The following is a 24,326-nucleotide window of genomic DNA, read 5'->3' on the forward strand; positions in this document are numbered from 1 at the left end:
TTGCTGCAGTGCACCATTGCAGTGCGGTGTGACATGTTGCTGTAACGCAACCGTCGCGGGACTTTCATGGCGGCTTTCCACAATGGCGGCACGCAGGCAAACCGAGTGGCACAGGCAGGTCACCGACTGCGTCCAACATGACGAGGAAGGCGGGCATATGGACGTTCTGGACACCCTTCGCAACGCGGCGATCGACGTCGCCAAGCCCCCGCTTTCCGCGCTTCTCCAGCCACCCCAGGCCGCGGACAAACCGCTGCGGCTGGATGTGCGCTGGGCCCGCCATCTCGACGAGGTGCGCCAGGTGCAGCGCCTGCGCCACGCGGTGTTCGCCGCCGAGATGGGCGCCGTGCTGCAGACGCCGCTGGCCGGGCACGACATCGATGCCTTCGACGACTTCTGCGAGCACCTCATGGTCTGCGATGCCGACAAGGGCGTGGTCATCGGCACCTACCGCCTGCTCACTCCCACCCAGGCGCTGCGCGCCGGGGGCCTGTACTCCGACCAGGAATTCGACCTGGGCCCGCTCGCCGCCTGGCGCCCGCGCATGGTGGAGCTGGGCCGCAGCTGCGTGCACGCATCGCACCGCCAGGGCGGCGTGATCCTGGCGCTGTGGGGCGCGCTGGCCGAATTCATGCAGCGCAACCGGCTCGACGCCATGGTCGGCTGCGCCAGCATCCCCATGCAGTACCCGGGGCTGGCCCATGGCGAGGGCCCGGCGCGCGTCTGGCAGCAACTGCGCCAGACCCATCTGGCCGAGCCCGAGCTGCAGGTGCGTCCCCGCGTGGCCCTGCCCGAGGAGCTGGCATCCATCAGCACCAGCGGCATGAGCGTGGAGCCGCCTGCGCTGATCCAGGGCTACCTGCGCACGGGGGCCAAGGTGCTGGGCGCGCCGGCCTGGGACAGCGACTTCAACACGGCCGACCTGCCCATCATGATGCGCATGCAGGACCTGCCTTCGCGCTACCTGCGCCTGTTCACGCGGCGCGGCTGAGGCCGTCGCAGCGTTTTGGGGAAATTGGGAATTTTCGGAAAGAGAGGGCGGAGCCGGCTTCTTGTGCAATGGGCCGGACCGTGATGTGCATCACAGGGCTGTCACAAAGACCGTGCATGATGCTGGATGTGGGCTGAAGCAGACACCCGGACGGAGGCAGGTAACCTGCACCGGACTGACCGGGCCTTGGTCCACGCCAATTGCAGGCCGCAGCCTTTTCGGGGCTGCGGCCTTTTTCATGGGCAATTCCTGAGTTACCGGGCAGTGGGCGGGGCATCGGCCAGAAGGCGCTGGTGTTCGATCTTCACGCAGCGGTCCTGCACGGTCCACAGGCCCGCAGCGCGGGCCAGTTCCAGGGCCTTGTCGTTGACCACGCCCAATTGCAGCCACAGGCAGCGCGCGCCGACGGCAACGGCCTCGGCGGCCAGCGGCGGGATGTCCTCGCTCTTTCGGAAGCAATCGACCATGTCGATGCGCAGGCCCTGTGCGGCCAGCGCGGCCGCAGCGTCGGCCAGGCTGGCATGGACGGGCTCGCCCAGGATGCTTCCGCCTTCGCGTGCCACCACGGGGTTCACGGGAACGATGCGGTAGCCGTGGCGCTGCATGTACTGCGAGGCCTGGTGGCTGGGCCGCTCGGGCTGCGGCGACAGGCCGACCACGGCCAGGGTGCGGCACTGCACGAGGATGTCGCGCAGGCGGGAGTCTGTTGCTGTATCGCTCATGCGCCGCAGTGTACGCAGCGCCTGCCGTTCAGGCGGGCAGGGCTGTCGCGTCCGCAGCATGGCGCCGGCGCAGCACCATCCCCCAGCCCAGCCCCAGCACGGCGGCCGTGGCCGAGGCCAACAGCACGCCCAGCTTGGCGGCATTGAGCAGGGCCTCGCTGTCAAAGGCCAGCGTGGCGATGAAGATGGCCATGGTGAAGCCAATGCCTGCCAGCAGGCCTGCCAGCAGCGTGTCGCCCCAGCCCATGCCTGGCGGCAGCGCGCACAGCCGCAGGCGCACGGCCAGCCAGCAGCTGATCAGCACGCCCAGCGGCTTGCCCAGCACCAGGGCCAGGGCCACGCCCCACATCACGGCCGAGGTGCCCGCCGCATCGATGCCAGCGGTGCCCGCCCCCTGCAGCGGCACGCCGGCATTGGCCAGCGCAAACAACGGCATCACGCCAAAGGCCACCCAGGGATGCAGGTCCGCCTGCACGCGCTCCACGGGCGCGGCGCTTTCGCGGCCGGCCAGCGCATGCACGGGCGTCACCAGGCCCAGCACCACGCCGGCCAGCGTGGGATGGGCGCCGGTCTGCCAGATGCCCCACCAGAGCACGGCTCCCGGCAGCACATAGGCCCAGGCGCGGCGCACGCCCAGCGACTGCAGCAGGAACACGCCGGCCAGGCCGGCGGCGGCCACCAGCAGCTGGCTCCATTGCAGCCCGCCCGAATAGAACAGCGCAATGATGAGCACGGCCACCAGGTCGTCGATGATGGCCAGCGCCAGCAGGAACACGCGCAGCGCGGGCGGCAGGCCCCGGCCCAGCAGGGCCAGCACGCCCATGGCAAAGGCGATGTCGGTGGCCGTGGGCACGGCCCAGCCATTGCGCAGCGGCGGCGCGGCATTGAAGGCCAGGAAGATCAGGGCCGGCGCCACCACGCCGCCCAGCGCGGCCATCACGGGTAGCAGCGCCTGGCGCGGCTGGGCCAGTGCGCCGGAATGCATCTCGCGGCGTATCTCCATGCCGACCACGAGAAAGAACACGCTCATCAGCGCATCATTGACCCAGAAATGCAGGGATTGCGACAGCTGCCACGGGCCCAGGCCCACGCTCAGCGGCGTGTGCCACAGCGCCTCATAAGAGCCGGCCCAGCCGGAGTTCGCCCAGACCAGGGCGGCGGCCGCTGCCAGCAGCAGCACGATGCCGCCCGCAGCCTCGGCATGGGACCAGCGGGACAGGAAGGCGCCGACGCGATCGGCGAAAGACAGGAAAAGGGGCGTGCGCGGGCCGGACGGCCGCGGGGTCGTGTAGGTGTTCATGTGCAAAGCAGCAAAGGGGCCTTGCGGCCCCGGTGCGCAGGCGGCCCGACCTGCGCTATCAACACCTGTCCTGCCGCCCCATGCGGTCTGGACACCCAGCCGCCATTATAAAAGAAGCCCCCACGCCCCCTTTGCTGCGCAAGGTCCGCTGCCCCCCGAGGGGGCCGCTTTTTGCCTTGGGGCGGCCCGGCGGCAAAAAATCGGCGGCCGGGACTCTTGCGCAAGACCCTGCGGATTCAGGGCCTGGGCGGCTCATTGCGCGAGACGCATTCGGCCAGCAGCCCCAGCGAGGACAGCGCAATCATGAAGACCAGGAACACATAGGCCGCCGTAGCCACGCCCAGGCTCATGCTGAAGCCCCATTGCAGCACCGAGCAGGCCATGCCGGTCTGCGGATACATGGCCGTGCATTGCGATGCGGCCGGCATGTGCACGTACCAGGTGATGGCCACCAGCATGGCGCCCGCCACCATGGCGGCGTTGGCCCAGGGATGGGTCTGCGGGTGGTAGAGCGCATAGATCAGCGCCACGGGAACGGCCAGGCCCCAGGCGAACATCATCAGCCAGCTGAACACCGGCGAGACTGCCAGGATGGACTGCAGCCACTCCATCTTGGGCAACCCGTTGACGAAGCCCAGCAGGTCCCACACAAAGGGCAGGACGATCCCCGCCACAGCCAGGCTGGCCAGTCCCAGCGCCAGCAGCAATCCCTTGCCGCGTGAACGATGGTGCACCCCCGAAGGGTGCGAATGGGTGATCAGTGCATGCATGGCCCACCTCCTGTGTCGTGCAGGGCGGGCAGTTGCCGCGCGGGCGGGTCCGGAGTCGGGCGGCAGCCGCGGCGCCTAGCGTTCGGATTGCGGTATTCCCCGGATGGATCCAGTCTAGGACGGCGTGCACTGCAACAGATGTAGGTCTTGCACCTACCCAAAATCGGGGTTTGTCCCAGGAGGGGGTGCCGTCAAAGCGCGGCCAGCGCCCCCAGCACCTCGCCCTTGGACAGCAGTTCGCTGAGCACCACCGGCGGCTTGCCCGGCGCATGCAGCACATAGACGGGCACGCCGCTGCGGCCCAGCTGCTGCAGCGCGGCGGTGATGGCCGGGTCGCGCCGCGTCCAGTCGGCGCGCAGCAGGGTCACGCCGTGCTTGTCGAAGGCGGCCAGCACCTCCTCATGGTTGAGCGTGGTGCGCTTGTTGACCTGGCAGGTCACGCACCAGGCGGCCGTGTAGTCCACGAACACGGGCTTGCCCGCCGCCTGCAGCTCGGCCACGCGGGCGGCCGACCAGGGCTGCCAGCGCTGGCCTGCAGCGGACGCCATGCCCGTGCCCTCCGCCTGGGCAGGTGTGGCGATCAGCGGTGCGGTGGTGGCCAGCAGCGCGCCCCCCAGCACCACGGCCAGCGTGGCCAGCACGGCGCGCGTGCGGCCCTTGAGCGTCAGCGTCCAGACCAGGGCGCTGAAGGCCAGCAGCAGGGCCAGCAGCGCGGTGGCGGCGTCGATGCCGCTCTGGTGCCCCAGCACCCAGACCAGCCAGACCACGGTGGCGAACATGGGAAAGGCCATGGCACGGCGGAAAGTGTCCATCCAGGCGCCAGGGCGTGGCAGCCAGCGCACTACGGCGGGAACGAAGCTGGCCAGCAGATAGGGCAGGGCCATGCCCAGGCCCAGGGCGGCGAACACCGTCAGCGCCTGCAGGGCCGGCATGTCGATGGCAAAGCCCAGCGAGGCGCCCATGAACGGCGCCGTGCAGGGCGAGGCGATGGCCACGGCCAGCACGCCGGACAGAAAGGCATCGGCCACCGGGTGGCGCGCATGCGCCGCAGCCCAACGCCCGGGCAGCATGGAGCCGAACTCGAACAGGCCTGCCAGGTTCAGGCCCAGCAGGGTGAACAGGGCTGCCAGCAGGGCCACGATGGCCGGCGACTGCAGCTGAAAGCCCCAGCCCAGCTGCTCGCCTGCCGCGCGCAGCGCCAGCAGCAGCCCGCCCAGGGCCAGGAAGGACAGGACCACCCCCGCCGTATAGGCCAGCCCGCCCAGGCGCTGGGCGCGGCGGTCCTGTCCATGGCGTGCAAAGCCCAGGATCTTGATGGCCAGCACCGGGAAGACGCAGGGCATGAGGTTGAGGATCAGTCCACCCACCAAGCCACCGAGCAAGGCCATCCACAGGCTGGTGGCGCTGGCGGCAGGCGCAGCGGCCTGGTTGGCCGCCAGGGCAGCGGCCAGTGCGGGCGAGACGCTGGCCATGGCGGCAGCTGTCCAGCGGCCCTCGACCGGGGCCTCGGCGCGCCAGGCCACGGGCTGGCCCTGCTCCAGCGCTGCGGCGCGCTCGGCGGGCGGCAGGGCCAGGACCACGGGCAGCTTGGCCGGAGTGTCGCCACGCATGTCGGACAGCGGCAGTTCGGCCACCCAGGCTGTGCCGTCCCAATGCTGCTGCCAGTCCTTGCCCAGTTCGGCCGCGTGGTGGAAGGTGTCGGAGGATTCGGGATAGAAGTCCAGCGTGCGGCCCTGCAGGGATTCAGGCAGCCCCTCGATGCGCAGCTGCACGCGCTCGGCGGGCGTCCTGCCTTCTGCTGCTGGCTGGCTGGCCGGCACCACCTTGGCCTGGGCCGGCGCGGACAGTGCCTGGGGCTTGAGCGCCCAGGCCTGGGTGAAGGCCTGACCCTGGCCTGCCGTGCTGCCCTGCACGGGCAGCTGCAGCTGGAAATCGCCTTCCTCGGGAATGCACTCCACGCGGCAGACCAGCCAGTTCGCATGCAGGCGCAGGTCCAGCATGCCGGACGAGGGCGGCTTGAAGTCGGCGGCCACCTGCACGGGCACGGGCAGCAGCACCTGGCCCTCATAGCCGTAGTTGAGCAGCGGGCCCACGCGCAGCGCCTCGGGCACGGGCCACTGGATCTCGCCCGCCGTCAGGCCCGCAGGCAGCTGCCAGTTCAGCTCGGTGGCCAGGCCGGAGTCACCGGCGTTCTTCCAGTAGGTATGCCATTCGGGCTGGTGGGTGATCAGCAGGCCCAGCCACAGTGTCTGGCCAGGCTGTACGCCTTCGGGCGCCTGGGCCACGAGTTCGGCGCGCACGCGCGGCGTGTCCACGGTCGCTGCCGCCCCGCTGCCGGTTTTCAGGCGGATCTGCGCGCCGGCCTGGAAGGCCAGCAGGCTGGAGGCGGCCAGAAGGAAGGCAAGAAGCCAGAAGGCGAGGCGCTGGGGTGCGGTGTGGCGAGGAGGCGTTTGGAGTGGCATGGCGGACTATGGGAGCCCGGGGCGGGATCTTTGGTTCCCCTGGCTGCAGGCGGCGATGGTAGCGGCCATGCGCCATGGAATCCTCTGTGCGTTGTTGCAAGACGATTGGCAAAAGATATCGTTGCATAGGCGCTTGGTATTGGACAGGCGATAGGTCCGTTGCCCATCATGGGCCGGCCACCCATCCGGGATAGAGCAACACAAGGAGACAAGCCATGCAGGAGACATCTCGCCGCCAATTCCTGGCCGCCGGCGCGGCAGCGGCCGCCGCCTGGGGGCTGCCGCAGCACGCGCGCGCGGCCGCTGCCTATCCCGACAAGTCCGTGCGCGTGATCGTGCCCTTTCCCGCCGGTGGCACCACCGACGTGGTGGCGCGGCTGGCCATGCAAAAGCTCGGGGAGCTGACCGGCCAGTCCTTCGTGGTGGACAACAAGGGCGGTGCCAATGGCGTCATCGGCACGGAACTGGCCGCCCGCGCCACGCCCGACGGCTACACCCTGCTGATGAACACGGCGGGCGCGCAGACCCTGAGCCCGGTGCTCTACAAGACCAGCTACGAGGCGCTGGCCAGCTTCGAGCCCATCAGCCATCTGTGCGACGTGGGCTTCGTCCTCATTGCGCGCAAGGACCTGCCCGTGAACAGCCTGCAGGAGCTGGTTGACATGGCCAAACAGGGCAAGCCGCTGAGCGTGTCCTCGGGCAGCAGCATGATTTCGCTGATCACCGAGCAGTTCAAGAAGGTGATTGGCGCGCCGGGCATCGTCAACGCCCAGTACAAGGGCACGGCGCCGCAGATGCAGGCCGTGGTCGCGGGCGAGGTGGATTTCTCGTTCGACTCCTTCACCTCGGTGGAGATGATCCGCACGGGCAAGGTCAAGGCCCTGGCCGTGCTGCTGCCCCAGCGCGCCGAAGTCTTTCCCCAGGTGCCCACCATCAAGGAGGCCGGCGTGGACGGCATGGGCTTCAGCTCCTGGTCGGGCCTGCTGGCGCCAAAGGGCACGCCCCGCGACATCGTGGCCCAGCTCGCGCAGCAGATGGACAAGGTCATGCAGATGCCCGACGTGCTGGCCAAGCTGCGCAGCTACAGCTATGTGCCGCGCCGGGGCACGCCCGAGGAGTTCGCGCGGCTGATCGAATCCGACAACGAGCGCTGGAAGCGCATCGTCAGGGAATCCAACTTCAAGGTCGAATGAGACGCGGGGCGGGGGCTAAGATCATGGCCATGCCAAGCTCCCCGCCTCCACACACGTCCCTCGGTACCTGGCCATCGCGCTGGTGGGCCGAAGTATCGGCGCGCGATTTCGCGCTGGCCCAGGCGGGGCTTGCCGCGGAAACCGTGGCGGTGCTGCCCGTGGCCGCCGTGGAGCAGCATGGGCCGCACCTGCCGCTGTCCGTCGATGCCCGCCTGCTGCAGGGCGTGATCGATGCGGCCCTGCCGCTGCTGCCGGCCGACCTGCCCGTGCTCTTTCTTCCTCCGCAGAACATCGGCTTCAGCGTGGAGCACCAATCGTTTGCCGGCACGCTGACGCTGTCGCCCGCCACGGTGATCGCGCTGTGGACCGAACTGGGCGCCTGCGTGGCGCGGGCCGGCGTGCACCGGCTGCTGCTGCTCAACGGCCATGGCGGACAGGTCAGCGTGATGGACATCGTGGCGCGCGAGCTGCGCATGCGCCACGGCCTGCTGGTCTACAGCAGCAGCTGGTTCGGCCTGGTGGACGATGCGGCCAATGCGCAGTTCAGCGCGCATGAGCACCGCTTCGGCATCCATGGCGGCGAGGTGGAGACATCGATGATGCTGCACCTGGCGCCGGAGACCGTGCGCATGGAGCATGCGCGGGACTTTCATTCCACTTCGGAGGATCGGGCGCAGCGGCATGCCTTGCTGGGCAATGGGCGAAGCGCCAAGATGGGCTGGGCGATCGAGGATTACAACGTTTGCGGCGCCGTTGGCAATGCAGCCGGGGCTGCGGCCGAGCGTGGTGCAGCCATGGTGCAGGCGTCGGCTAGAGGGCTGGTGCAGTTGCTCTCGGAGATGCATGCACTGGCCCCAGATACGGTGGGGCGGGCGCCGGAGCCGTTGTAGGTTTGTTGCGGGTTCGTTTTTGGACCCTGCCGGAAGGTGGTTTTTCGAGGCCGGGTCTCGGCCCGGCGGCCGACCTACTTTCTTGCGGCGCAGCAAGAAAGTAGGCAAAGAAATGCGCCCAAATGTCCGCGACCCCTTCGCTGCGCTGCGGGGCCACCTGCGCCGTGACGGTTGCGGGGTTCGCCGTGAAACTCTCTTCGCGCTGCGCGCTACGTTCAAACATCACGGCGAGTCAGATGACGAAGCAGTCCTGTCCTTCGGCAGGACTGCAACCCCGCAACCGCCACGACGCAGGCGCTGACATACGGGGAGTTGTTGCGGGCCTTCGCTGCGCTCGGCCTTTTTTACTGTTTCGGGATCTTGGCCTGGACGATCACGTCGCCCCAGCGTTTGATTTCCGATTGCAGCAATTGCGCGGTGTGCTCGGGCGTGCTGGATTGGGCTTGGACGTTCATTTCGCGCAGCTTCTGCGTGACTTCGGGGGAGTTCACGGCGGCGGCGATTTCCTTGTTCAGGCGGGCGATGATTTCCGGAGGGGTCTTGGCGGGGGCGGCCAGGGCGTTCCAGGAAGAGGCGACGAAGCCCTTGACGCCTGACTCCTGGGCCGTGGGCACGCCGGGCAGCAGGGCCGAGCGCTTGTCGCCGGTGATGGCCAGCAGGTTGACGGCCTTGGAGTTGATCTGGCCCATGATGGGCGTGAGGATTTCCACGGCCGCGTCGATCTGCCTGCCCCGCAGGGCCGTGATCACGGCGGGAGTGCCGTTGAAGGGCACGATCTGGGCGTCGATGCCGGCCGTGGTCTTGAACAGTTCGGCCGCCAGGTGCTGGGTGCTGCCGATGGCGATGCTGCCGATGTTGAGCTTGCCGGGGTGGGCCTTGGCCCAGGCCACCAGCTCGCCCAGGTTCCTGAAGCGCGAGTCGCTTGCGGTGAGCACGCCGATGTCGAAGTAGCCCAGGGTGGAAATCGGCGTGAAGTCCTTGACCATGTCGAAAGGCAGTTGATTGAACAGCCCCACGGTGACGGCGCTGCCGTTGGACATGAGGAACAGCGTGTGTCCGTCAGGTGCGGATTTGGCCACGGTGTCGGCTGCGACGATGCCGCCCGCGCTGGGCTTGTTGTCGATGATGACGGGCTGGCCCAGCTGCGAGGCCAGCTTTTGCGCAACGACGCGCGAGGTGACGTCGGCCACGCCGCCTGCGCCAAAGGGCACGACGATGCGGATGGGCTTGTTCGACAGGGGCTGTGCCTGGCTGGTGATGGCGGCCAGCAGCAGGGCCGCGCAGGCCAGGGCGCTGCGCGTGAAGCGGCGTTTGTTCATGGGTCTTTTGTCTCCTGGCCGGCCAGTGTGGCGCAAAAGCGCAGGCCGGCCCAGATCGCCCGTGTTCTGGCTGCTATGCCCTGGCGCAATAGCCGTGTGGCAGCCTGGCCGGGGCTGGATCAGGCGTGCGTGATCCAGCTGCGGTGCTCGTCCGTGTCCAGGTGGTTGAGCGTGTTGAAGGTCTGCAGCATCAGGCGCTTGGGGCTGGTGGTGAACTCGGTCACGGCGCTGTTGCGGATGCGCATGTTCAGCGCAATGGTGACCTCCGGCGAGGTGCCCAGCACATGGCCCACGGCGGTGGAGATGGGGCCGCCGCTGCTGACCAGCAGCACGTTTTCGTCGGCATGTTCATGCCGCACACGCTCCAGCACCTGGCGCACGCCGTCGGAGAAGTCGTCCCAGCTGGGCATGCCCTTGGGGCTGATGGTGCCGGCCATCCACTGGGCCAGGGCATCGCACAGCAGCCGGAAGTGGTGGCGGTACAGCTCGGGTGTGTCGGGCTTGGGCAGGGGCGCTGGGTGGATGGCCTGCAGCAGCGCGCCGCTGTCGTATTCATCGAGGCCCGCAAGCGCCTGGGTGCGGTGCTGCTCGGCAGGCAGGCTGCCCAGGCCTTCGGCGATGCCGGCCAGCGTCTGCGCATGGCGGCGCAGCGTGCCCGTGTAGACCGCGTCGAAGCGCAGGCCGCGCTCTCGCCAGTAGGCACCCAATCTTTGCGATTGCGCCTGGCCGCGTTCGCTGAGCTGGTCGTAGTCTTCGGCACCAAACGAGGCCTGGCCATGGCGCACAAGATAGAGGGTTCCCATGGCGCGGATTGTGGCCAGCGCTGGCGCCGGCGTTTGTCCTGCGGGCGACTGGCTGCCGCCTTGGCGACAGATTCCAGCAGCCCGGCAGGCCCTACAACAGCACCTGGCCGCTCACGCACTCCACCACATGGCCGCCTATCCACAGCGCGCCCTGGGCGTCCTCGCTGACATGCACGCGGCCGTCGCGGCCCACGCAGCAGCCCTGGCTGGCGATGTAGGGCGCGCGCAGCAGGCCTTCGCCGCGCAGCCACAGGGCCAGGCTGGCGTTGAGGCTGCCGGTGACGGGGTCTTCGGTGACGCCGACGGGGCTGGCGAAGCCGCGCACTTCCAGGCTGGGGGCGGCATCCGCATCGGCCCCGGCCGGGCGCTGGCCCGTGGCAAAGGCGCGTGCCTCGCGGCTGCTGCGGCCGATCAGTGCCGGTGCATCTTGCGCGCTTTCGTACAGCGCGCAGGCACCCACCTTGGTGTTCAGCGCCTTGAGCCTTGCATGGTCGGGCTCCAGCGCCAGCACCTGATCGGGATGCTCGAAGAGCACGCCCATCCAGCGCGGGCCGTTGTCCAGCCAGGCGGCGCGCAGGATCTGGCCGGGCTCCGCGCCCAGCGCGGCAGCCACCTCGGCCAGCAGGCCCGGCTCCACGACGCCGATGTCGGTGGCCGGTGCCTGGAAGGCCAGGCGTCCGTCCTGGCGCGCAATCGAGATCAGCCCCTTGGCGCATTCCTGCACGATGCGCTGCGCCTGCTGCGGCACGCCGCCCTGCGCCAGCCAGGCGTGGCAGCTGCCCAGCGTGGGATGGCCGGCAAAGGGCAGCTCGCCGCCCGGCGTGAAGATGCGCACGCGGTAGTCGGCGCCTGCGGCGCGGCCGGCCTCGGTGGGCGGCAGCACGAAGGTGGTCTCCGACAGATTGGTCCAGGCCGCGAAGGATTGCATCTGCGTATCGGTCAACCCGGTGGCGTCGAGCACGACGGCTAGCGGATTGCCCAGGTAGGGCCGTGCCGTGAACACGTCCACGGTCATGAAGGGGCGCTGGCGGGGAGCGGCGGTGGAGGTCATGGCAAGGGGCAGGGTTGCGATGGGCAATGCAGGATGAAGAAAGCCGGCGCAAAGCCGGCTTTCAGGGAACAGCCGGGGCTGTGCGTATCAGGCCGACAGCTGCGAGCGGATGGCGTCGGCCAGGGCGGCGATGCCCTTGTCGATCTGCTCGGCCGACACGGTCACGTAGGACAGGCGCAGCGTGTTGGCCTGGGGCTCGTCCGCGTAGAACGGCGCGCCGGGCACGAAGGCCGTGCCGCGTTCCACGGCGGCGGGCAGCAGCTTTTGCGCATCCATGCCCTTGGGCAGGCGAACCCACAGGAACATGCCGCCCACGGGACGGGTCCACTGCACGTCCAGGCCGGCCATCTCGCGTTCCAGCGCGGCCAGCATGGCGTCGCGCTGGCGCTTGTACATGGCGCGGATGGTGGGCACGTGGCAGTCCAGGAATCCGTCCTTGATGACCTCGGAGACCACGCGCTGGTTGAAGCCGGGCGTGTGCAGGTCGGCCGCCTGCTTGGCCTGCAGCAGCTTGTTGTAGACGGACTTGGGCGCCACCAGGAAGCCGATGCGCAGGCCCGGGGCCAGCACCTTGGAAAACGAGCCCAGGTAGATCACGCCTTCGGGGTTGCGCGCGGCCAGCGGCAGGGCAGGGGGCTGCTCGAACCACAGGTCGCCATAGGGGTTGTCCTCGATCAGCGGGATGTCGAGTTCACGCGCCTTGTCCACCAGGGCCTGGCGGCGTGCCTCGGCCATGGTGCGGCCGGTGGGGTTCTGGAAGTTGGGCAGCACGTAGGCCAGGCGGGCCTTGTCGGCGCCGGTGCCGGCCTTGGCGGCGAAGTCCTCGACGAGGATGCCGTCGTCATCGCTGTCCACGCCCACGGGAATCGGTTCCTGCGGCGCAAAGGCCTGCAGCGCGCCCAGGTAGGTGGGCTTTTCGACCAGCATGCGGCTGCCGCGGTCCAGGAAGACCTTGCCGATCAGGTCCAGCGCCTGCTGCGAGCCCGTGGTGATCAGCACCTGGTCGGGGTCCACTTCCCAGGGCAGGAAGTCGGCCACGGCCTGGCGCAGGGGCGCGAAGCCTTCGCTGGTGGCGTATTGCAGGGCCGCTGCGCCATCACGCTGCATCACGGTCTGGCAGGCCTGGGTGAACGCGTCCAGCGGGAAGGCCAGCGGCGAGGGCAGGCCGCCCGCCATGCTGATGATGCCGGGACGGTCGGTGAGCTTGAGGATTTCGCGGATGGCGGAGGGGTTCATCTTGGCAGCACGGTCTGCCAGCGTCCAGGTCGTCATAAAAAAAGCAGTTCCAGGTCTTTGCGGTGCCCGCCATGCGGGCGGGCTGGTATGGGTTGCCATGCCGTCGTGGGGCACGGGCCGGCCGCATGTGAAGAGCGCAGTGCGGATGGTGCTTTCGCTCTTGCGCCGGCAATGAGGGTATTTTGTCGCGGCCGTGAAGGGTCTGCGCATCCTCCCTTCAATAGCTGGGCAGGCCAGTACGGCCTTTGCCTGGGTGTGGATGGCAGACCCTCATGCGGCCACCATCCACATCGCCGTCAGCGCCAGCATGGCCGCCATGGCACGGTTGAACCACAGCAGCCTGCGTCCCTGGGCCAGCCAGTGGCGCAGCAGTGCGCCCACGCAGGCATACAGCAGATTGCTGGAGAAGGCATAGGCGGCCATGACGGGCAGCACCACGGACAGGCGCTCGCTCAGGTCGTCGTGCCCCGCCAGCCAGCCGGCCACGATGGCCAGGGCCAGCAGCCAGGCCTTGATGTTCACGAATTGCAATCCCACGCCCTGCCAGAAACCCACCTGCAGCTGCTGCTGCGATTGCAGTGACGCCATCTGTGCGCTGCGGCTCAGGCGCCAGGCCATCCACAGCAGGTAGCCGATGCCGGCGGCCTTGACCAGCCACAGCAGCAGCGGTGCCGCCACGATCGCCGCGCCCACGCCGGCCGTGCTCAGCACCAGCAGCAAGCACCAGCCCACGGGCACGGCCAGGACGAAGCGCAGCGCCGGGCGCAGGCCGTGGTTGGCGGCCAGGGCCGTGGACAGCGTGGTGTTGGGGCCGGGGCTGAAGCTCATGGAAGCGGCGAGCAGCAGCAAGGCGGTGAGTTCGGACGGTGGCATGAGGCGGTGGCCCCGGAGGTCTCCATACAGGCGGCAAGGGGCTGTTGGGGAGGAGGGCACGGCAGGCCTGCTCCGCAGCACGAATGCCTGCAATATAGGTGCAAGACCTGTACAGTACCAATACAGTTGAACCCTCAATTGCATGTTCTGTATCGGCGCCCATCCCGATACAGTGACGTTTTGGTGACCCTCTCATGCCCGTTCCCCTTTCGCGGCTGGCGCCGCAGACCCTGAGCACCCAGCTGGCCGAACGCCTGGGAGAGCGCATCCGCATGCGCCTGCTGCCGGCGGGCGCACGCCTGCCCTCGGTGCGCGAATGCGCGCGCCAGCAGGGCGTGAGCACGCACACGGTGGTGGCCGCCTATGACCTGCTGCAGGCCCAGGGCCTGGTCGAGGCGCGGCCGCAAAGCGGCTTTTTCGTGCGCGATTTCGTGCAGGACGCACCGCTGCTGCAGTCCGAACAGGCCCGCGCCGCGCCTGCGGACGAGGCCACCGGCGCGCCCAAGGGCACGCGCATCAATGCCTCCATGCTGGTGCGCGGCATGTTCCACCAGAGCGTGGGCGGCAGGCCCCAGCCCGGCGCGGGCGTGCTGCCGGCCCAATGGCTGGAGGCAGGCTTTCTGGCCGCTGCCATGCGCAAGGCCTGCTCGGGAAAATCCCTGCACGACTCCTGCGTGGGCTATGGCGACCCGCTGGGCGACATCAGCCTGCGCGAGGCGCTGTCGCGGCGCCTGGCGCGCCTGGGCATTGCGGCGGCGCCGCAGCACATCATCACCACCATGGGCGCAACGCATGGGCTGGACGTGGTCAGCCGGGCCCTGCTGCAGCCGGGCGATCCGGTGATGGTGGAGGAGCCCGGCTGGGCCGTGGAGTTCGCGCGCCTGGCATCGCTGGGCATGCGCGTGCTGCCCGTGCCGCGCGGCCCCGACGGGCCGGACCTGGCCGTGATGCAGCGCTACTGCGAAAGCTGCGCACCCAAGCTCTACGTCAGCGTGAGCGTGCTGCACAACCCCACCGGCTACAGCCTGTCGCCGGCCAGCGCCCATGAGGTGCTGCAGCTGGCGCGGCGATTCGGCTTCTACGTGGTGGAGGACGATACCTATGGCGAGATCGCGCCCGACCACGCCGCACGCATGACCGTGCTGGACCGCCTGGGCCACAGCATCTACGTGAGCGGCTTCGCCAAGCTGCTGGCACCCAACTGGCGCGTGGGCTATCTGGCGCCGCCGCCTGCGCTGGTGGAGCGCCTGGTGGACACCAAGCTGCTGTCCACGCTGACCACCCCCGCACTGACGGAACGCGCCCTGGCCCACTGCATGGACCAGGGCCAGCTGCGCCGCCATGCCGAGCGCCTGCGCCAGCACCTGGCCCAGGCCCGCATGCGCAGCGTGGCACTGGCCCAGCAGGCCGGAGCCCGCTTCGCGGCCGAGCCGGCCGGCATGTTCGGCTGGGTGGACACCGGCGTGGACACCGAAACCCTGGCCCAGCGCCTGCTGGACGCCGGCTACTTCATCGCCCCCGGCTCCATGTTCCACGCCGGCCGCCAGCCCAGCACCTGCATGCGCATCAACTTCGCCACCACGCAGGAACCCGCCTTCTGGCGCATCTTCGAACGCGAAGTCCAGGCCATGCGCGGCAGCGCATAGAAAAGGGAATGGGAGAGAGGAGAGGGGGAGGGGGCGGAAGGCGGGGAAGACTGTATCGACCCGCAAACATAGATCAGACCAGCAGCGCAAAAAACCCACGAGGCCCAAAGCGAGGGACACCGAGCAAGGGCCGCCCCGCCGCGAGGGTGTCGTCCCCCTCCCCCGCGAAGCGGGTAGAGAGGGGGAAGGCGCGTCAGCGCCTCAGGGGGTGCCCCCAGTCAATGCGCCCGCATCTTCGTACGCAGGCGCGCAATCGCCTGGCTGTGCAGTTGGCACACACGCGATTCGGTCACGCCCAGCACGGCGGCGATTTCCTTGAGGTTCATGTCGTGCTCGTAGTACATGCCCATGATGTACTGCTCGCGCTCGGGCAGGGCCTTGATGGCTTCGACCAGGGCCACGCGCAGGCGGTGGTCGCGCAGCAGCGCAAAGGGGTCGGCGCCGCTGTCGGCCACGTGGCGTTCGAGGAAGTCCTCGCCCTCGTCGCCGCCTGACATGTCTTCCAGGTAGACCAGTTGCGTGCCGCGCACCTTGCCCAGCAGCGACTGGTAGTCGTCCAGGTCCATGCCCAGCTCGTCGGCGATCTCGGACTCCAGCGGGGTGCGTCCCAGGCGCTGCTCCAGGCGGTGCAGCGCGTGCTCTATGTCCTTCTGGCTCTTGCGCGAGCTGCGGCTCATCCAGTCGCCCTCGCGCAGTTCATCGAGCATGGCGCCGCGGATGCGCTGGCTGGCGAAGGTCTCGAATTGCACGCCCTGCTCGCTCTCGAAGCGGGACAGGGCTTCGGCCAGGCCGATCATTCCGACCTGTATCAGATCATCAAGCTCCACATTGGGAGGCAGCTTGGCGATCATGTGCAGCGCGATCCGGCGTACCAGGGGTACGTGCCGACGGATCAGTGCATCGCGGTCGAGTTGGCCTTTGGCGGTGTACATGGCAGTCAGTGGCTCCAGGCATGGGATGCAGGCAGCGGTGCGTAGCCGGCGGCCAGGTCCTGGCCGCCATGCGGCAATACGCTGCCCGCATGGTTGAGCAACTGCAGCGCCAGGCGCTGCAGGTCCGGTGCATGGTGCAGGCGCACGGGCAGCAGCCCGGGCGCGTGGCCCAGATGGCGCTGTGCGCAGCGCAGCAGCGCGTCGATCTGTGACTGGCGCCGTTGCGCATCCTCGGCCTGGCTGCGGGCACCGGTCTGTCCGCGGCGCCAATCGTAGCTGGTCACATCCACGGGGTCAGCGCCGGGCAGCAGCGGCGCCAGCAGGCAGCGCAGGCCGGCATGCACGGCCAGCTGCTTGAGCTGGCGGTAGCAGCCCAGCACGCGGGGGCCGTGTTCGGGCAGCACCATCAGCGGGTGCACGGCCTGGCCGGGCAGATTGCGGGCCAGCGTGTCGGCATCGGCATACAGCATGACGATGGCATAGCCGCGCACATGGCGCTGCAGCCATTGCATGGGCGTCATGCCGGCTTGCCGTGCCTGCAGGGGCAGCAGCTCCAGGCCCTGGCGGGCAGGCAGCACGGCCACCGAGCTGTGACGGGGGTCGGGGTGCAGGCCGGTACGGGCCTGCCAGGCGCTTTGCTGCAGCAGCTGGGCCAGGCCAGGCGCGTCGGCCGCCTCGCCCTGGCTGGCATCGAGCACAAGGACGGGCATGCCCAGGCGCTGCAGGCTGGCGCAGACCGGCCACAGCAGAGATTGCTCGGACTGACCTTCAGGGTCGGCCGCCGTGTCGCGCAGCATGGCCAGCACACGCAGGCTGGACGGTGCTGCGGCGCCGGGCTGGCCGTGCAGGCCCAGGCCCTGGTGCAGCTGGGGGAAGGTCTCAAGCATGGCTGACCTCGCTGTCCATGGTGCTGGGGCTGGACGGGGTGAAGAAGAAGTCCAGGTCCAATGCCTTGGGATCGAAGGCCGAGCGGGTGGAGGCGCGCATGGAGGCGGAGACCAGCTGCTGCGCATCGGCGCGCTCCCAGTCTTCGGGCACGCGCTGGCCGTTGGTCACGCCGCGCAGCTGCATCTGGTGGCGGATCAGCGTGTCCACCGAGGGGCCCAGCTTCACGGCCTCGTCCACCTTGGTGAGGATGGCCTGGCTGGAGCCGCGTGCCTTGAAGGCCTGCATCACATCGTCCAGCGCATCGCCCTGGCCGGCCGCGTTCACGGCCAGCAGCTTTTGCACGCCGGGCAGGTCCAGCAGGTCCAGGATTTCGTCCTTGCGCGGATCGCGCGGGGCCACGCCCGTGGTGTCGATCAGCACCAGCTGCTTGTTGGCCAGCAGGCCCAGCAGGTCCTGCAGCGCGGCGCGGTCATGGGCCAGGTGGGCGACCATGCCCAGCATGCGGCCGTAGGAGCGCAGCTGGTCGTGGGCGCCGACGCGGTAGGTGTCCAGGGTGATCAGGCCGACGCTGGAGGCGCCGTACTTGGCCGCGCACAGGGCCGCCAGCTTGGCCGTGGTCGTGGTCTTGCCCACGCCGGTGGAGCCCACCAGGGCGAAGACGCCGCCTTGCTCGTACAGCGGCTCCTGGCCGGCGTCGGTGCGCAGATTGCGTTCCAGCACCTGCATCAGCCAGCGCACGGCGTCGCCGGCGGACAGGTCCTGGGGCATGTGCTCGACCAGGGCGCGGGCCAGCACGGGGGAGTAGCCCGCGCGGATCAGCTTGTGCGTGAGATTGGCGTGGATGGGGTTCTGGCGCGTCTGGCCCAGCCAGGTCAGGGTGTTGAAGCGCTCTTCGATCAGGTCGCGCACGGACTGCAGCTCATCGCGCAGCGCCTGGGAGGCCATGGCTGGAGCGGGTTCGCTGCGCAGGGGCTCGCGCAGCGGTGCCTCGGCGCTGGCGCGCAGCGGATTGTGGCGGGCCACGGAAGGCGCGGGCTGTGCCTTGAACGGCTGCTGTGCGGCCATGGGCGCGGCGGCCGGCGCTTCGCGCAGGGCGTCGCCCAGGCTGCGGCGCTGGGCAAAGCTGGGCAGGGGCTCGTCGACGCCGGCCTCGTGGCGGCGGCGCAGCATGCGTTCGCGCACGTAGTCCTGGAAGGACAGGGTGCTCATGGCCAGTTGCTCGGTGTCTTCCTGCACGCTCTGGCGCAGGCCGGCAGGCTCGGCACCATCTGCCGACAGCGAGGCTGCCAGCGAAGCCGCCTGTGAGGGCGCCGGCGAAGCCTGCTGTGCCGTGCGCGGCTGGGTATGTGCCTGGATCAGCTGGGCCTGCAGCTGGGGACGCAGGCCCGTGGTCTCCTCGGCCGAGCGGCGCTCGATGGCCTGCTGCAGCGGCGTGCTGCTGGCGGCGGCCTTGCTGTGCTCCAGCGTGTCCTCGGCCGTGGCCATGACCTCGACGCCGTCGGGCGTGCTGCGGTTGGACAGGATCAGGGTGCCCGCTCCGAAAGCCATGCGCGCCTTGGCCAGGGCCTCGCGGGAGGTAGGGGCGTAGAAGCGTTTGATGTTCATGCGGATGCACCTTTAAGAATCGAGCCGATGCGGATGGTGTGCGTCTCGGGGATCTCGCTGTGGGCGAGAACCTGCAGACGCGGCGCCACGCGGCGCACCAGGCGGGCAATGGAGTTGCGGATGGAATCGGGGACCAGCAGGCAGGCAGGCAGGCCCAGCTCTTCTTGCTGGTTGGCCATGTCGGCCGCCTTCTGGGTGAGGATCTCGGCCACGCCGGGATCCAGTGAGGGGGCGCCGGGGTTGGACAGGGCCTGCACCAGCAGGCGCTCGAGTCCGGGCTCGATGGCGATGACGTTCAGCTCGCGGGTCGGGCCGTAGATCTGCTGGACGATGGACGGCGACAGCGCAATGCGCACGCGGCGGGCCAGCTCGACGGGGTCCTGGGTGGTCGAGGAGTGCTCGGCCAGCGTCTCGATGATGGTGCGGATGTCGCGGACGTGCACCGAGTCCTCCAGCAGCAGCTGGAGCACTTTCTGGAACGTCGTGATGGACACCATTTTCGGAATGACTTCTTCGATCAACTTGGGAGCCAGCTTGGCCACATGCTCCACCAACTGCTGCGTCTCGGTACGGCTGATCAGCTTGGCGGCATGCACTTGCATCAAGTGTGACAAATGGGTGGCCATCACGGTTTCCGAATCAACCACGGTAAAGCCTGCCATTTGTGCCGCTTCCTTCTGGCGTTCGTCGATCCAGTGGGCGGGCAGGCCGAAGGCCGGGTCGGTGGTCTGGGTGCCGATCAGCGGGGTGCTGATGCCGCCCGGATTGATGGCCAGGAACATGCCGGGGAAGGCCTCGCCCTCGCCCACCATCACGCCGCGCAGGGTGATGCGGTAGGCGCTGGGCTTGAGCTCCAGGTTGTCGCGCACATGCACGGCCGGGGGCAGAAAGCCCACTTCCTGTGCGAACTTGCGGCGCACGCCCTTGATGCGGGTCAGCAGGTCGCCCTGGCGGCCCTTGTCCACCAGGGTGATCAGGCGGTAGCCCAGCTCCAGGCCCAGCAGGTCCACGGGCTGCAGGTCGTCCCAGGTGGCTTCGCCGTCGCTGGGCGCGGCCACGGGGGCGGGGGCCTGGGTTTGCTGGGCGGCGCGTTCCTGCTGGCGGCGCGAGAGCATCCAGGCCAGCCAGCCCAGCAGTGCGCCCGTGCTCAGGAACACGACGTGGGGCATGCCCGGAATGACACCCAGCAGGCCCAGCACGCCGGCCGTGATGCCCAGCACCTTGGGCGACATGAACAGCTGCTGCGCGATCTGCTGGCCCATGTCGGTTTCCTTGCCCACGCGCGAGATCACCATGGCCGCGGCCACCGAGATCAGCAGGCCGGGGATCTGTGCGACCAGCGCATCGCCCACGGCCAGCAGGATGTAGCTGTCGGCGGCCTGGCCGGCCGACAGGCCGTGCTGGATCATGCCGATGGCGAAGCCGCCGATGATGTTGATCACCAGGATCAGGATGCCGGCGACCGCGTCGCCGCGCACGAACTTGCTGGCACCGTCCATGGAGCCGAAGAAGTTGGCTTCCTCCTGCACCTCGGCGCGGCGGCGCTTGGCTTCCTTTTCGTCGATCAGGCCGGCGTTCAGGTCGGCATCCACGGCCATCTGCTTGCCGGGCATGGCGTCCAGGGTGAAGCGGGCCGAGACTTCGGCGATACGCTCGGCACCCTTGGTGATCACCACGAAGTTGATCACCACCAGGATGGCGAACACGATCAGGCCGACCGCGAAGTTGCCGCCGATCAGGAAGTGGCCGAAGGCCTCGATCACCGCACCGGCCGCTCCGGGGCCGGTGTGGCCTTCCAGCAGCACCACGCGGGTGGAGGCCACGTTCAGCGACAGGCGCATCAGCGTGGTCAGCAGCAGCACCGAGGGGAAGGCCGCAAAGTCCAGCGGACGGATCATGTAGGCCGCCACCATCATCACCATCAGCGCCACGGCAATGTTCAGCGTGAAGAACGTGTCCAGCAGCCACGGCGGAATCGGCAGCACCATCAGCGCCAGGATGGCCACCACCAGCAGCGGCGCCATCAGGCCCTGGGCGAACCTGGTGTTCTCGCCCGACCACATCGATTGCAGGGATTGGAGCGGATTCGTCGTCATGGAGCAGTACCTTCAGTGGTCGCGGCGGCGGGCGCGCGGCGGCCCTGGTGCGGATCGAGTTCGGCGGGCACGGCGGGTTCGCCGAGATCGCCAGGCATGGGGCCTTCGCCGCGCAGCGCGGCCTTCAGGCGGTAGACATAGGCCAGGACCTGGGCCACCGCCGTGTACAGCGCGGCGGGAATGGCCTGGTCCAGGTCGGCGTGCGCGTACAGGGCGCGCGCCAGCATCGGGGATTCGAGCACCGGTATCTTGTGGGCGCCCGCGACCTCGCGGATCTTCAGCGCCACCAGGTCCGTGCCCTTGGAGATGACCTGCGGGGCGGCCATGGTCTTTTCGTCGTAGCGCAGCGCCACGGCATAGTGCGTGGGGTTGGTGACCACGAAGTCGGCGCGCGGCACGGCGTTGACGCTGGCACGGTCGGCGATCTCGCGCTGCTTCTGGCGGATCTTGCTCTTGATCTGCGGGTTGCCGTCGGACTCCTTGTGCTCCTGCTTGACTTCCTCGTGGCTCATCTTCAGGCGCGACTTGAACAGGTAGGCCTGCAGCGGCACGTCGATCACGGCCATCAGGAACACCACCAGCAGCAGCAGGGCCACGCCGCTGGCCAGCCACTGCCCGGTCATGGTCAGCGCCATGGCCGAAGGCTGGGAGGAGATGGCGGCGATCTCGGCGATGTGGCTGCTCAGGAACTTCCAGGCCACGAAGGAGAGGATGGCCGTCATCGCCACCATCTTGGCCACGGTCACCATCTGCTGCTTGGAAAACAGATTGGTCAGGCCCGACAGCGGGTTGAGGCGGTTGAACTGCGGCTGTATGGGCTTGAGGCTCAGGATCCAGCCGCCGGCCAGCATGCCCGACAGCACGGCCGCGGCCGTGGTCACGGCGGCAACGCCCAGGGAAATCTTCAGGCCCAGGCTGCCCATGGACAGCATGCGCTCCATCATCAGGGCCGGGGTCTTGGCCGTGTGCGCGTCGAACGCCAGTTGCTGGGCCAGCGCCATGCGCAGGTGCTGGATCAGGGGCTCGGCGCCCATCAGCATCATCAGCGCGCCCGTGCCCAGGATGGCCAGGTGGGACAGGTCCCGGGAGCGCGCACCCTGGCCGTCAGAACGCGTTTTCTGCAGTTTGCGTTCGGTGGCTGGCAGGTTTTTGTCTTGGCTGGAGTCCATGGCGCAATGACGGAAGGATTTGCGTCATTGTCGGAACAAGCCGGATGGGCGAAGCCCCGATAAGCAGGGCTCAAGCGGCGCTTATGCGCTGTCTGGGGTGTGGTGCGGCAGGCAGCGGCACGCCGGCAAACCCTTGCCCCGCAGCGGGAAGGGTTGCCGTGCAAATGCAAATGCAAAGGCGCATGGCGCCCCGGGGTGTGTCAGAACCCCAGGCTGGCCAGCAGATCGTCCACCTGGGACTGTGAAGTCACCACATCGGGTGTCTTCTCGGGATCGACCACGGGGCCGGCCAGGTGCTCCTTGGGCTTTTCCAGCGGCTCCAGCGCCGTCTGCTGCGGGTTGGGCGAGGTCTGGATGAGCAGCTGCACCAGCTGGTCCTCCAGGTCGGCAGCCAGCGACACCACGCGGGCGATGACCTGGCCCGTGAGATCGTGGAAGTCCTGGGACATCATGATCTCGGTGAGGTGCTCATCGGCCTGCTGCGTGTCCTGCTCGACCTCTTCGAGGAAGTTCATCACCCGGCCCTTGGCCACGGCCGCCACGGGATCCTCGACCAGCTGCGCGCGCATGGCGCGCACGCGCTCGGCCAGCCGGTCCTGCTGGCTCTTGGCCAGCTCGACACGGTTGAGGACCTTCTCGGCGGCCTCTCCGGTCAGCCGCGCAATGTAGGAAAGGCGGCTTTGCGCATCCGGCAGCTCTCCCATGCTGCCGCGCAATCGGTCCGCATAGCCCAGCTCGTTGAGCGAGTCATGCAGCTGGCGCGTGAGAACGCCTACCTTGTAGTGGACGCTGTCGGGGACATCCGGGTTGCTCATGGCGCGCGCCCTACAGGCCCAGCTTTTTGAGGATCAGGTTGACTTTCTCTTCCAGCGTGGCCTTGGTGAAGGGCTTGACGATGTAGCCTGCCGCACCGCCCTGGGCCGCTGCCACGATGTCCTCCTTGCGGGCCTCGGCCGTCACCATCAGCACGGGAAGGTGCTTGAGTTTGTCGTCCTGCTTGATTTCGGTGAGCAGCTGGAAGCCGTTCATGTTCGGCATGTTGATGTCCGTCACCACGAAATCGAACTTGCTGTTGCGCAGCTTGTGCAGTGCCACGACGCCGTCTTCGGCTTCATCGGCTTCGGGAAAGCCGCTCTCCTTGAGCAGATTGCGCACGATGCGCCGCATGGTGGAGAAGTCGTCAACGATCAAAAAACGCAGGGCATTAGCCACGTGAGGCCCTTTCGGTCGGTAGGTGCTCGGTACTGGTAAGAATCCGCCGCGATGGTAACAATATGAAACCTTCTTGGCGCAATGTGGGAATTTTCCTGCTTTTCGGCAGCATCGGGCTCAAACCTTAATTTGTTACACGATCAGGTGACGCTGGCGCCGAAGGGGCGGCTGCGGCTGCGGGCGCGGCGGCAGCGGGCTGCGCGGCGGTCTCGCCGGCCGTGGCTTCGGCTGTGGCTGCATTCGCGGTGCCGCCGCTGCCGCCGGCCAATGACGGCGGCAAGGCGTTGCGCGTCACGGGCCCACGGTGGCCCAGCAGGCGCTTTTCGGCCTCCTGCGTGAGCACGGTGATGGTGATACGCCGGTTCTGGGGCGCGCGCGGATCGTCGGGCAGCAGCAGGTCGCTGCTGGCCAGGCCCGTGATGCGTGCCAGCTGGTTCAGGGGCATGCCGGCGGCCACCAGCTCGCGGCGCGAGGCGTTGGCGCGGTCGGCCGACAGCTCCCAGTTGCTGTAGCCGCGGTCGGCATTGCCGTAAGGGGCCGCGTCGGTGTGGCCGGACAGGCTGATGCGGTTTTCCGCGCCTGCCAGCGCCGCGCCCACCTCGCGCAGGATGTCGCGCATATACGGTTTGACCAGGGCGCTGCCGCTGTCGAACATGGGGCGGTTTTGCTCGTCCACGATCTGGATCTGCAGGCCGTCGGGCGTCACGTCGGTGCGGATCTGCGAACGGAATTCGTTCAGGCGCGCATTGCTGGTGATCATCGCGTCCACCTTGGCCTTGAGTGCCTTGATGCGGTTGGAGTCCACCTGGGCCTGATCGGCGCGGCCCGAATCGACGCTGGTGCGCCGGTTGGAGCTGTCTGCCGCCTCGGAACGCCGTACCTGGCCGTGCACCTTGGCCAGATCGTTGCCGCCGCCGGGAATCACGCTGGAGCTGTTGCCTGCGCCATCGCCGCCGGCCATCGCCACCTTCAGCGGCGAGGAAAAATACGCCGCGATGCCCTGCAGCTCGCCCTTGGCCGTGGAGCCCAGCAGCCACATCAGCAGGAAGAAGGCCATCATCGCGGTCACGAAGTCGGCGTAGGCGATCTTCCAGGCGCCGCCGTGGGGCGCATGCGCCGTCTTCTTGACGCGCTTGATGATGATCGGCTGTAACTTTTTCTCTGCCAT

Annotated in this window: 21 protein-coding genes; 4 read left to right on the top strand and 17 right to left on the bottom strand. The window is 68.5% G+C overall.

Annotated features, from left to right (window positions below):
- The first annotated feature begins 157 nt into the window (after positions 1 to 157).
- The gene (locus ACN20X_RS02700) at positions 158 to 991 is read left to right on the top strand and encodes a GNAT family N-acetyltransferase (RefSeq protein WP_034368458.1); all 834 of its coding nucleotides are present in this window, start codon (positions 158 to 160) and stop codon (positions 989 to 991) included.
- A 254-nt stretch (positions 992 to 1,245) separates the two neighbouring features.
- On the opposite strand, the gene ACN20X_RS02705 is transcribed toward ACN20X_RS02700, so the two are convergent.
- From ACN20X_RS02705 to ACN20X_RS02720, 4 genes are all read right to left on the bottom strand, one after another.
- The gene (locus tag ACN20X_RS02705) at positions 1,246 to 1,713 is read right to left on the bottom strand and encodes a CoA-binding protein (RefSeq protein ID WP_016454716.1); all 468 of its coding nucleotides are present in this window, start codon (positions 1,711 to 1,713) and stop codon (positions 1,246 to 1,248) included.
- Positions 1,714 to 1,741: 28 nt separating this feature from the next.
- Positions 1,742 to 3,013: a Na+/H+ antiporter NhaA gene (nhaA, locus tag ACN20X_RS02710; protein WP_473210265.1), complete on the bottom strand. Its 1,272-nt coding sequence runs from the start codon at positions 3,011 to 3,013 to the stop codon at positions 1,742 to 1,744.
- Between the two features lie 236 nt (positions 3,014 to 3,249).
- On the bottom strand, positions 3,250 to 3,783 hold the full coding sequence (locus ACN20X_RS02715; RefSeq protein ID WP_016449276.1) for a hypothetical protein: 534 nt from the start codon (positions 3,781 to 3,783) through the stop codon (positions 3,250 to 3,252).
- A gap of 191 nt (positions 3,784 to 3,974) precedes the next feature.
- Complete coding sequence (locus tag ACN20X_RS02720; RefSeq protein WP_016449277.1) at positions 3,975 to 6,245, bottom strand: protein-disulfide reductase DsbD family protein; 2,271 nt, start codon at positions 6,243 to 6,245, stop codon at positions 3,975 to 3,977.
- A 215-nt stretch (positions 6,246 to 6,460) separates the two neighbouring features.
- On the opposite strand from ACN20X_RS02720, the gene ACN20X_RS02725 reads away from it, so the two are divergent.
- A complete protein-coding gene (locus ACN20X_RS02725) occupies positions 6,461 to 7,438 on the top strand; it encodes a Bug family tripartite tricarboxylate transporter substrate binding protein (RefSeq protein WP_016449278.1) in 978 nt (325 codons plus the stop codon).
- Positions 7,439 to 7,467: 29 nt separating this feature from the next.
- A complete protein-coding gene (locus ACN20X_RS02730) occupies positions 7,468 to 8,328 on the top strand; it encodes a creatininase family protein (protein ID WP_473210266.1) in 861 nt (286 codons plus the stop codon).
- A 344-nt stretch (positions 8,329 to 8,672) separates the two neighbouring features.
- Here the strand turns inward: ACN20X_RS02730 and ACN20X_RS02735 are convergent, their stop codons facing one another.
- The 5 genes from ACN20X_RS02735 to ACN20X_RS02755 all read right to left on the bottom strand — a co-directional run bounded on the left by ACN20X_RS02735 (position 8,673) and on the right by ACN20X_RS02755 (position 13,610).
- Positions 8,673 to 9,647 (bottom strand): Bug family tripartite tricarboxylate transporter substrate binding protein, encoded by a 975-nt coding sequence (locus tag ACN20X_RS02735; RefSeq protein ID WP_473210267.1) that lies wholly within the window; start codon positions 9,645 to 9,647, stop codon positions 8,673 to 8,675.
- A gap of 119 nt (positions 9,648 to 9,766) precedes the next feature.
- On the bottom strand, positions 9,767 to 10,450 hold the full coding sequence (locus ACN20X_RS02740; RefSeq protein ID WP_074923343.1) for a histidine phosphatase family protein: 684 nt from the start codon (positions 10,448 to 10,450) through the stop codon (positions 9,767 to 9,769).
- Positions 10,451 to 10,541: 91 nt separating this feature from the next.
- Complete coding sequence (locus ACN20X_RS02745) at positions 10,542 to 11,501, bottom strand: PhzF family phenazine biosynthesis protein (RefSeq protein ID WP_473210268.1); 960 nt, start codon at positions 11,499 to 11,501, stop codon at positions 10,542 to 10,544.
- Between the two features lie 87 nt (positions 11,502 to 11,588).
- On the bottom strand, positions 11,589 to 12,773 hold the full coding sequence (locus tag ACN20X_RS02750; protein ID WP_473210269.1) for an aminotransferase-like domain-containing protein: 1,185 nt from the start codon (positions 12,771 to 12,773) through the stop codon (positions 11,589 to 11,591).
- A 234-nt stretch (positions 12,774 to 13,007) separates the two neighbouring features.
- Positions 13,008 to 13,610: a LysE family translocator gene (locus ACN20X_RS02755; protein WP_016449284.1), complete on the bottom strand. Its 603-nt coding sequence runs from the start codon at positions 13,608 to 13,610 to the stop codon at positions 13,008 to 13,010.
- A 194-nt stretch (positions 13,611 to 13,804) separates the two neighbouring features.
- On the opposite strand from ACN20X_RS02755, the gene ACN20X_RS02760 reads away from it, so the two are divergent.
- Positions 13,805 to 15,256 carry an aminotransferase-like domain-containing protein gene (locus ACN20X_RS02760; RefSeq protein WP_016449285.1) on the top strand — a complete coding sequence of 484 codons (1,452 nt, stop codon included), beginning with the start codon at positions 13,805 to 13,807 and terminating at the stop codon, positions 15,254 to 15,256.
- A 218-nt stretch (positions 15,257 to 15,474) separates the two neighbouring features.
- On the opposite strand, the gene ACN20X_RS02765 is transcribed toward ACN20X_RS02760, so the two are convergent.
- The 8 genes from ACN20X_RS02765 to motB form a co-directional block, all read right to left on the bottom strand.
- Positions 15,475 to 16,188: an RNA polymerase sigma factor FliA gene (locus tag ACN20X_RS02765; RefSeq protein ID WP_012202528.1), complete on the bottom strand. Its 714-nt coding sequence runs from the start codon at positions 16,186 to 16,188 to the stop codon at positions 15,475 to 15,477.
- Between the two features lie 5 nt (positions 16,189 to 16,193).
- On the bottom strand, positions 16,194 to 17,075 hold the full coding sequence (locus ACN20X_RS02770; RefSeq protein ID WP_016449286.1) for a hypothetical protein: 882 nt from the start codon (positions 17,073 to 17,075) through the stop codon (positions 16,194 to 16,196).
- Positions 17,068 to 18,681 carry a flagellar biosynthesis protein FlhF gene (flhF, locus tag ACN20X_RS02775; protein WP_016449287.1) on the bottom strand — a complete coding sequence of 538 codons (1,614 nt, stop codon included), beginning with the start codon at positions 18,679 to 18,681 and terminating at the stop codon, positions 17,068 to 17,070. Before flhF ends, ACN20X_RS02770 begins: the two co-directional genes overlap by 8 nt.
- Positions 18,678 to 20,777: a flagellar biosynthesis protein FlhA gene (gene flhA / locus ACN20X_RS02780; RefSeq protein ID WP_016454350.1), complete on the bottom strand. Its 2,100-nt coding sequence runs from the start codon at positions 20,775 to 20,777 to the stop codon at positions 18,678 to 18,680. Before flhA ends, flhF begins: the two co-directional genes overlap by 4 nt.
- Positions 20,774 to 21,946 (bottom strand): EscU/YscU/HrcU family type III secretion system export apparatus switch protein, encoded by a 1,173-nt coding sequence (locus tag ACN20X_RS02785; protein ID WP_016449289.1) that lies wholly within the window; start codon positions 21,944 to 21,946, stop codon positions 20,774 to 20,776. Before ACN20X_RS02785 ends, flhA begins: the two co-directional genes overlap by 4 nt.
- 200 nt (positions 21,947 to 22,146) lie before the next feature.
- Positions 22,147 to 22,761 (bottom strand): protein phosphatase CheZ, encoded by a 615-nt coding sequence (locus ACN20X_RS02790; protein WP_016449290.1) that lies wholly within the window; start codon positions 22,759 to 22,761, stop codon positions 22,147 to 22,149.
- 10 nt (positions 22,762 to 22,771) lie between these two features.
- A complete protein-coding gene (gene cheY, locus ACN20X_RS02795) occupies positions 22,772 to 23,158 on the bottom strand; it encodes a chemotaxis response regulator CheY (RefSeq protein WP_012202534.1) in 387 nt (128 codons plus the stop codon).
- 124 nt (positions 23,159 to 23,282) lie between these two features.
- Entirely contained in the window at positions 23,283 to 24,326 is a 1,044-nt protein-coding gene (gene motB / locus ACN20X_RS02800) for a flagellar motor protein MotB (RefSeq protein WP_016449291.1), read from the bottom strand.

The organism is Delftia sp. PX-1, assembly GCF_055797465.1.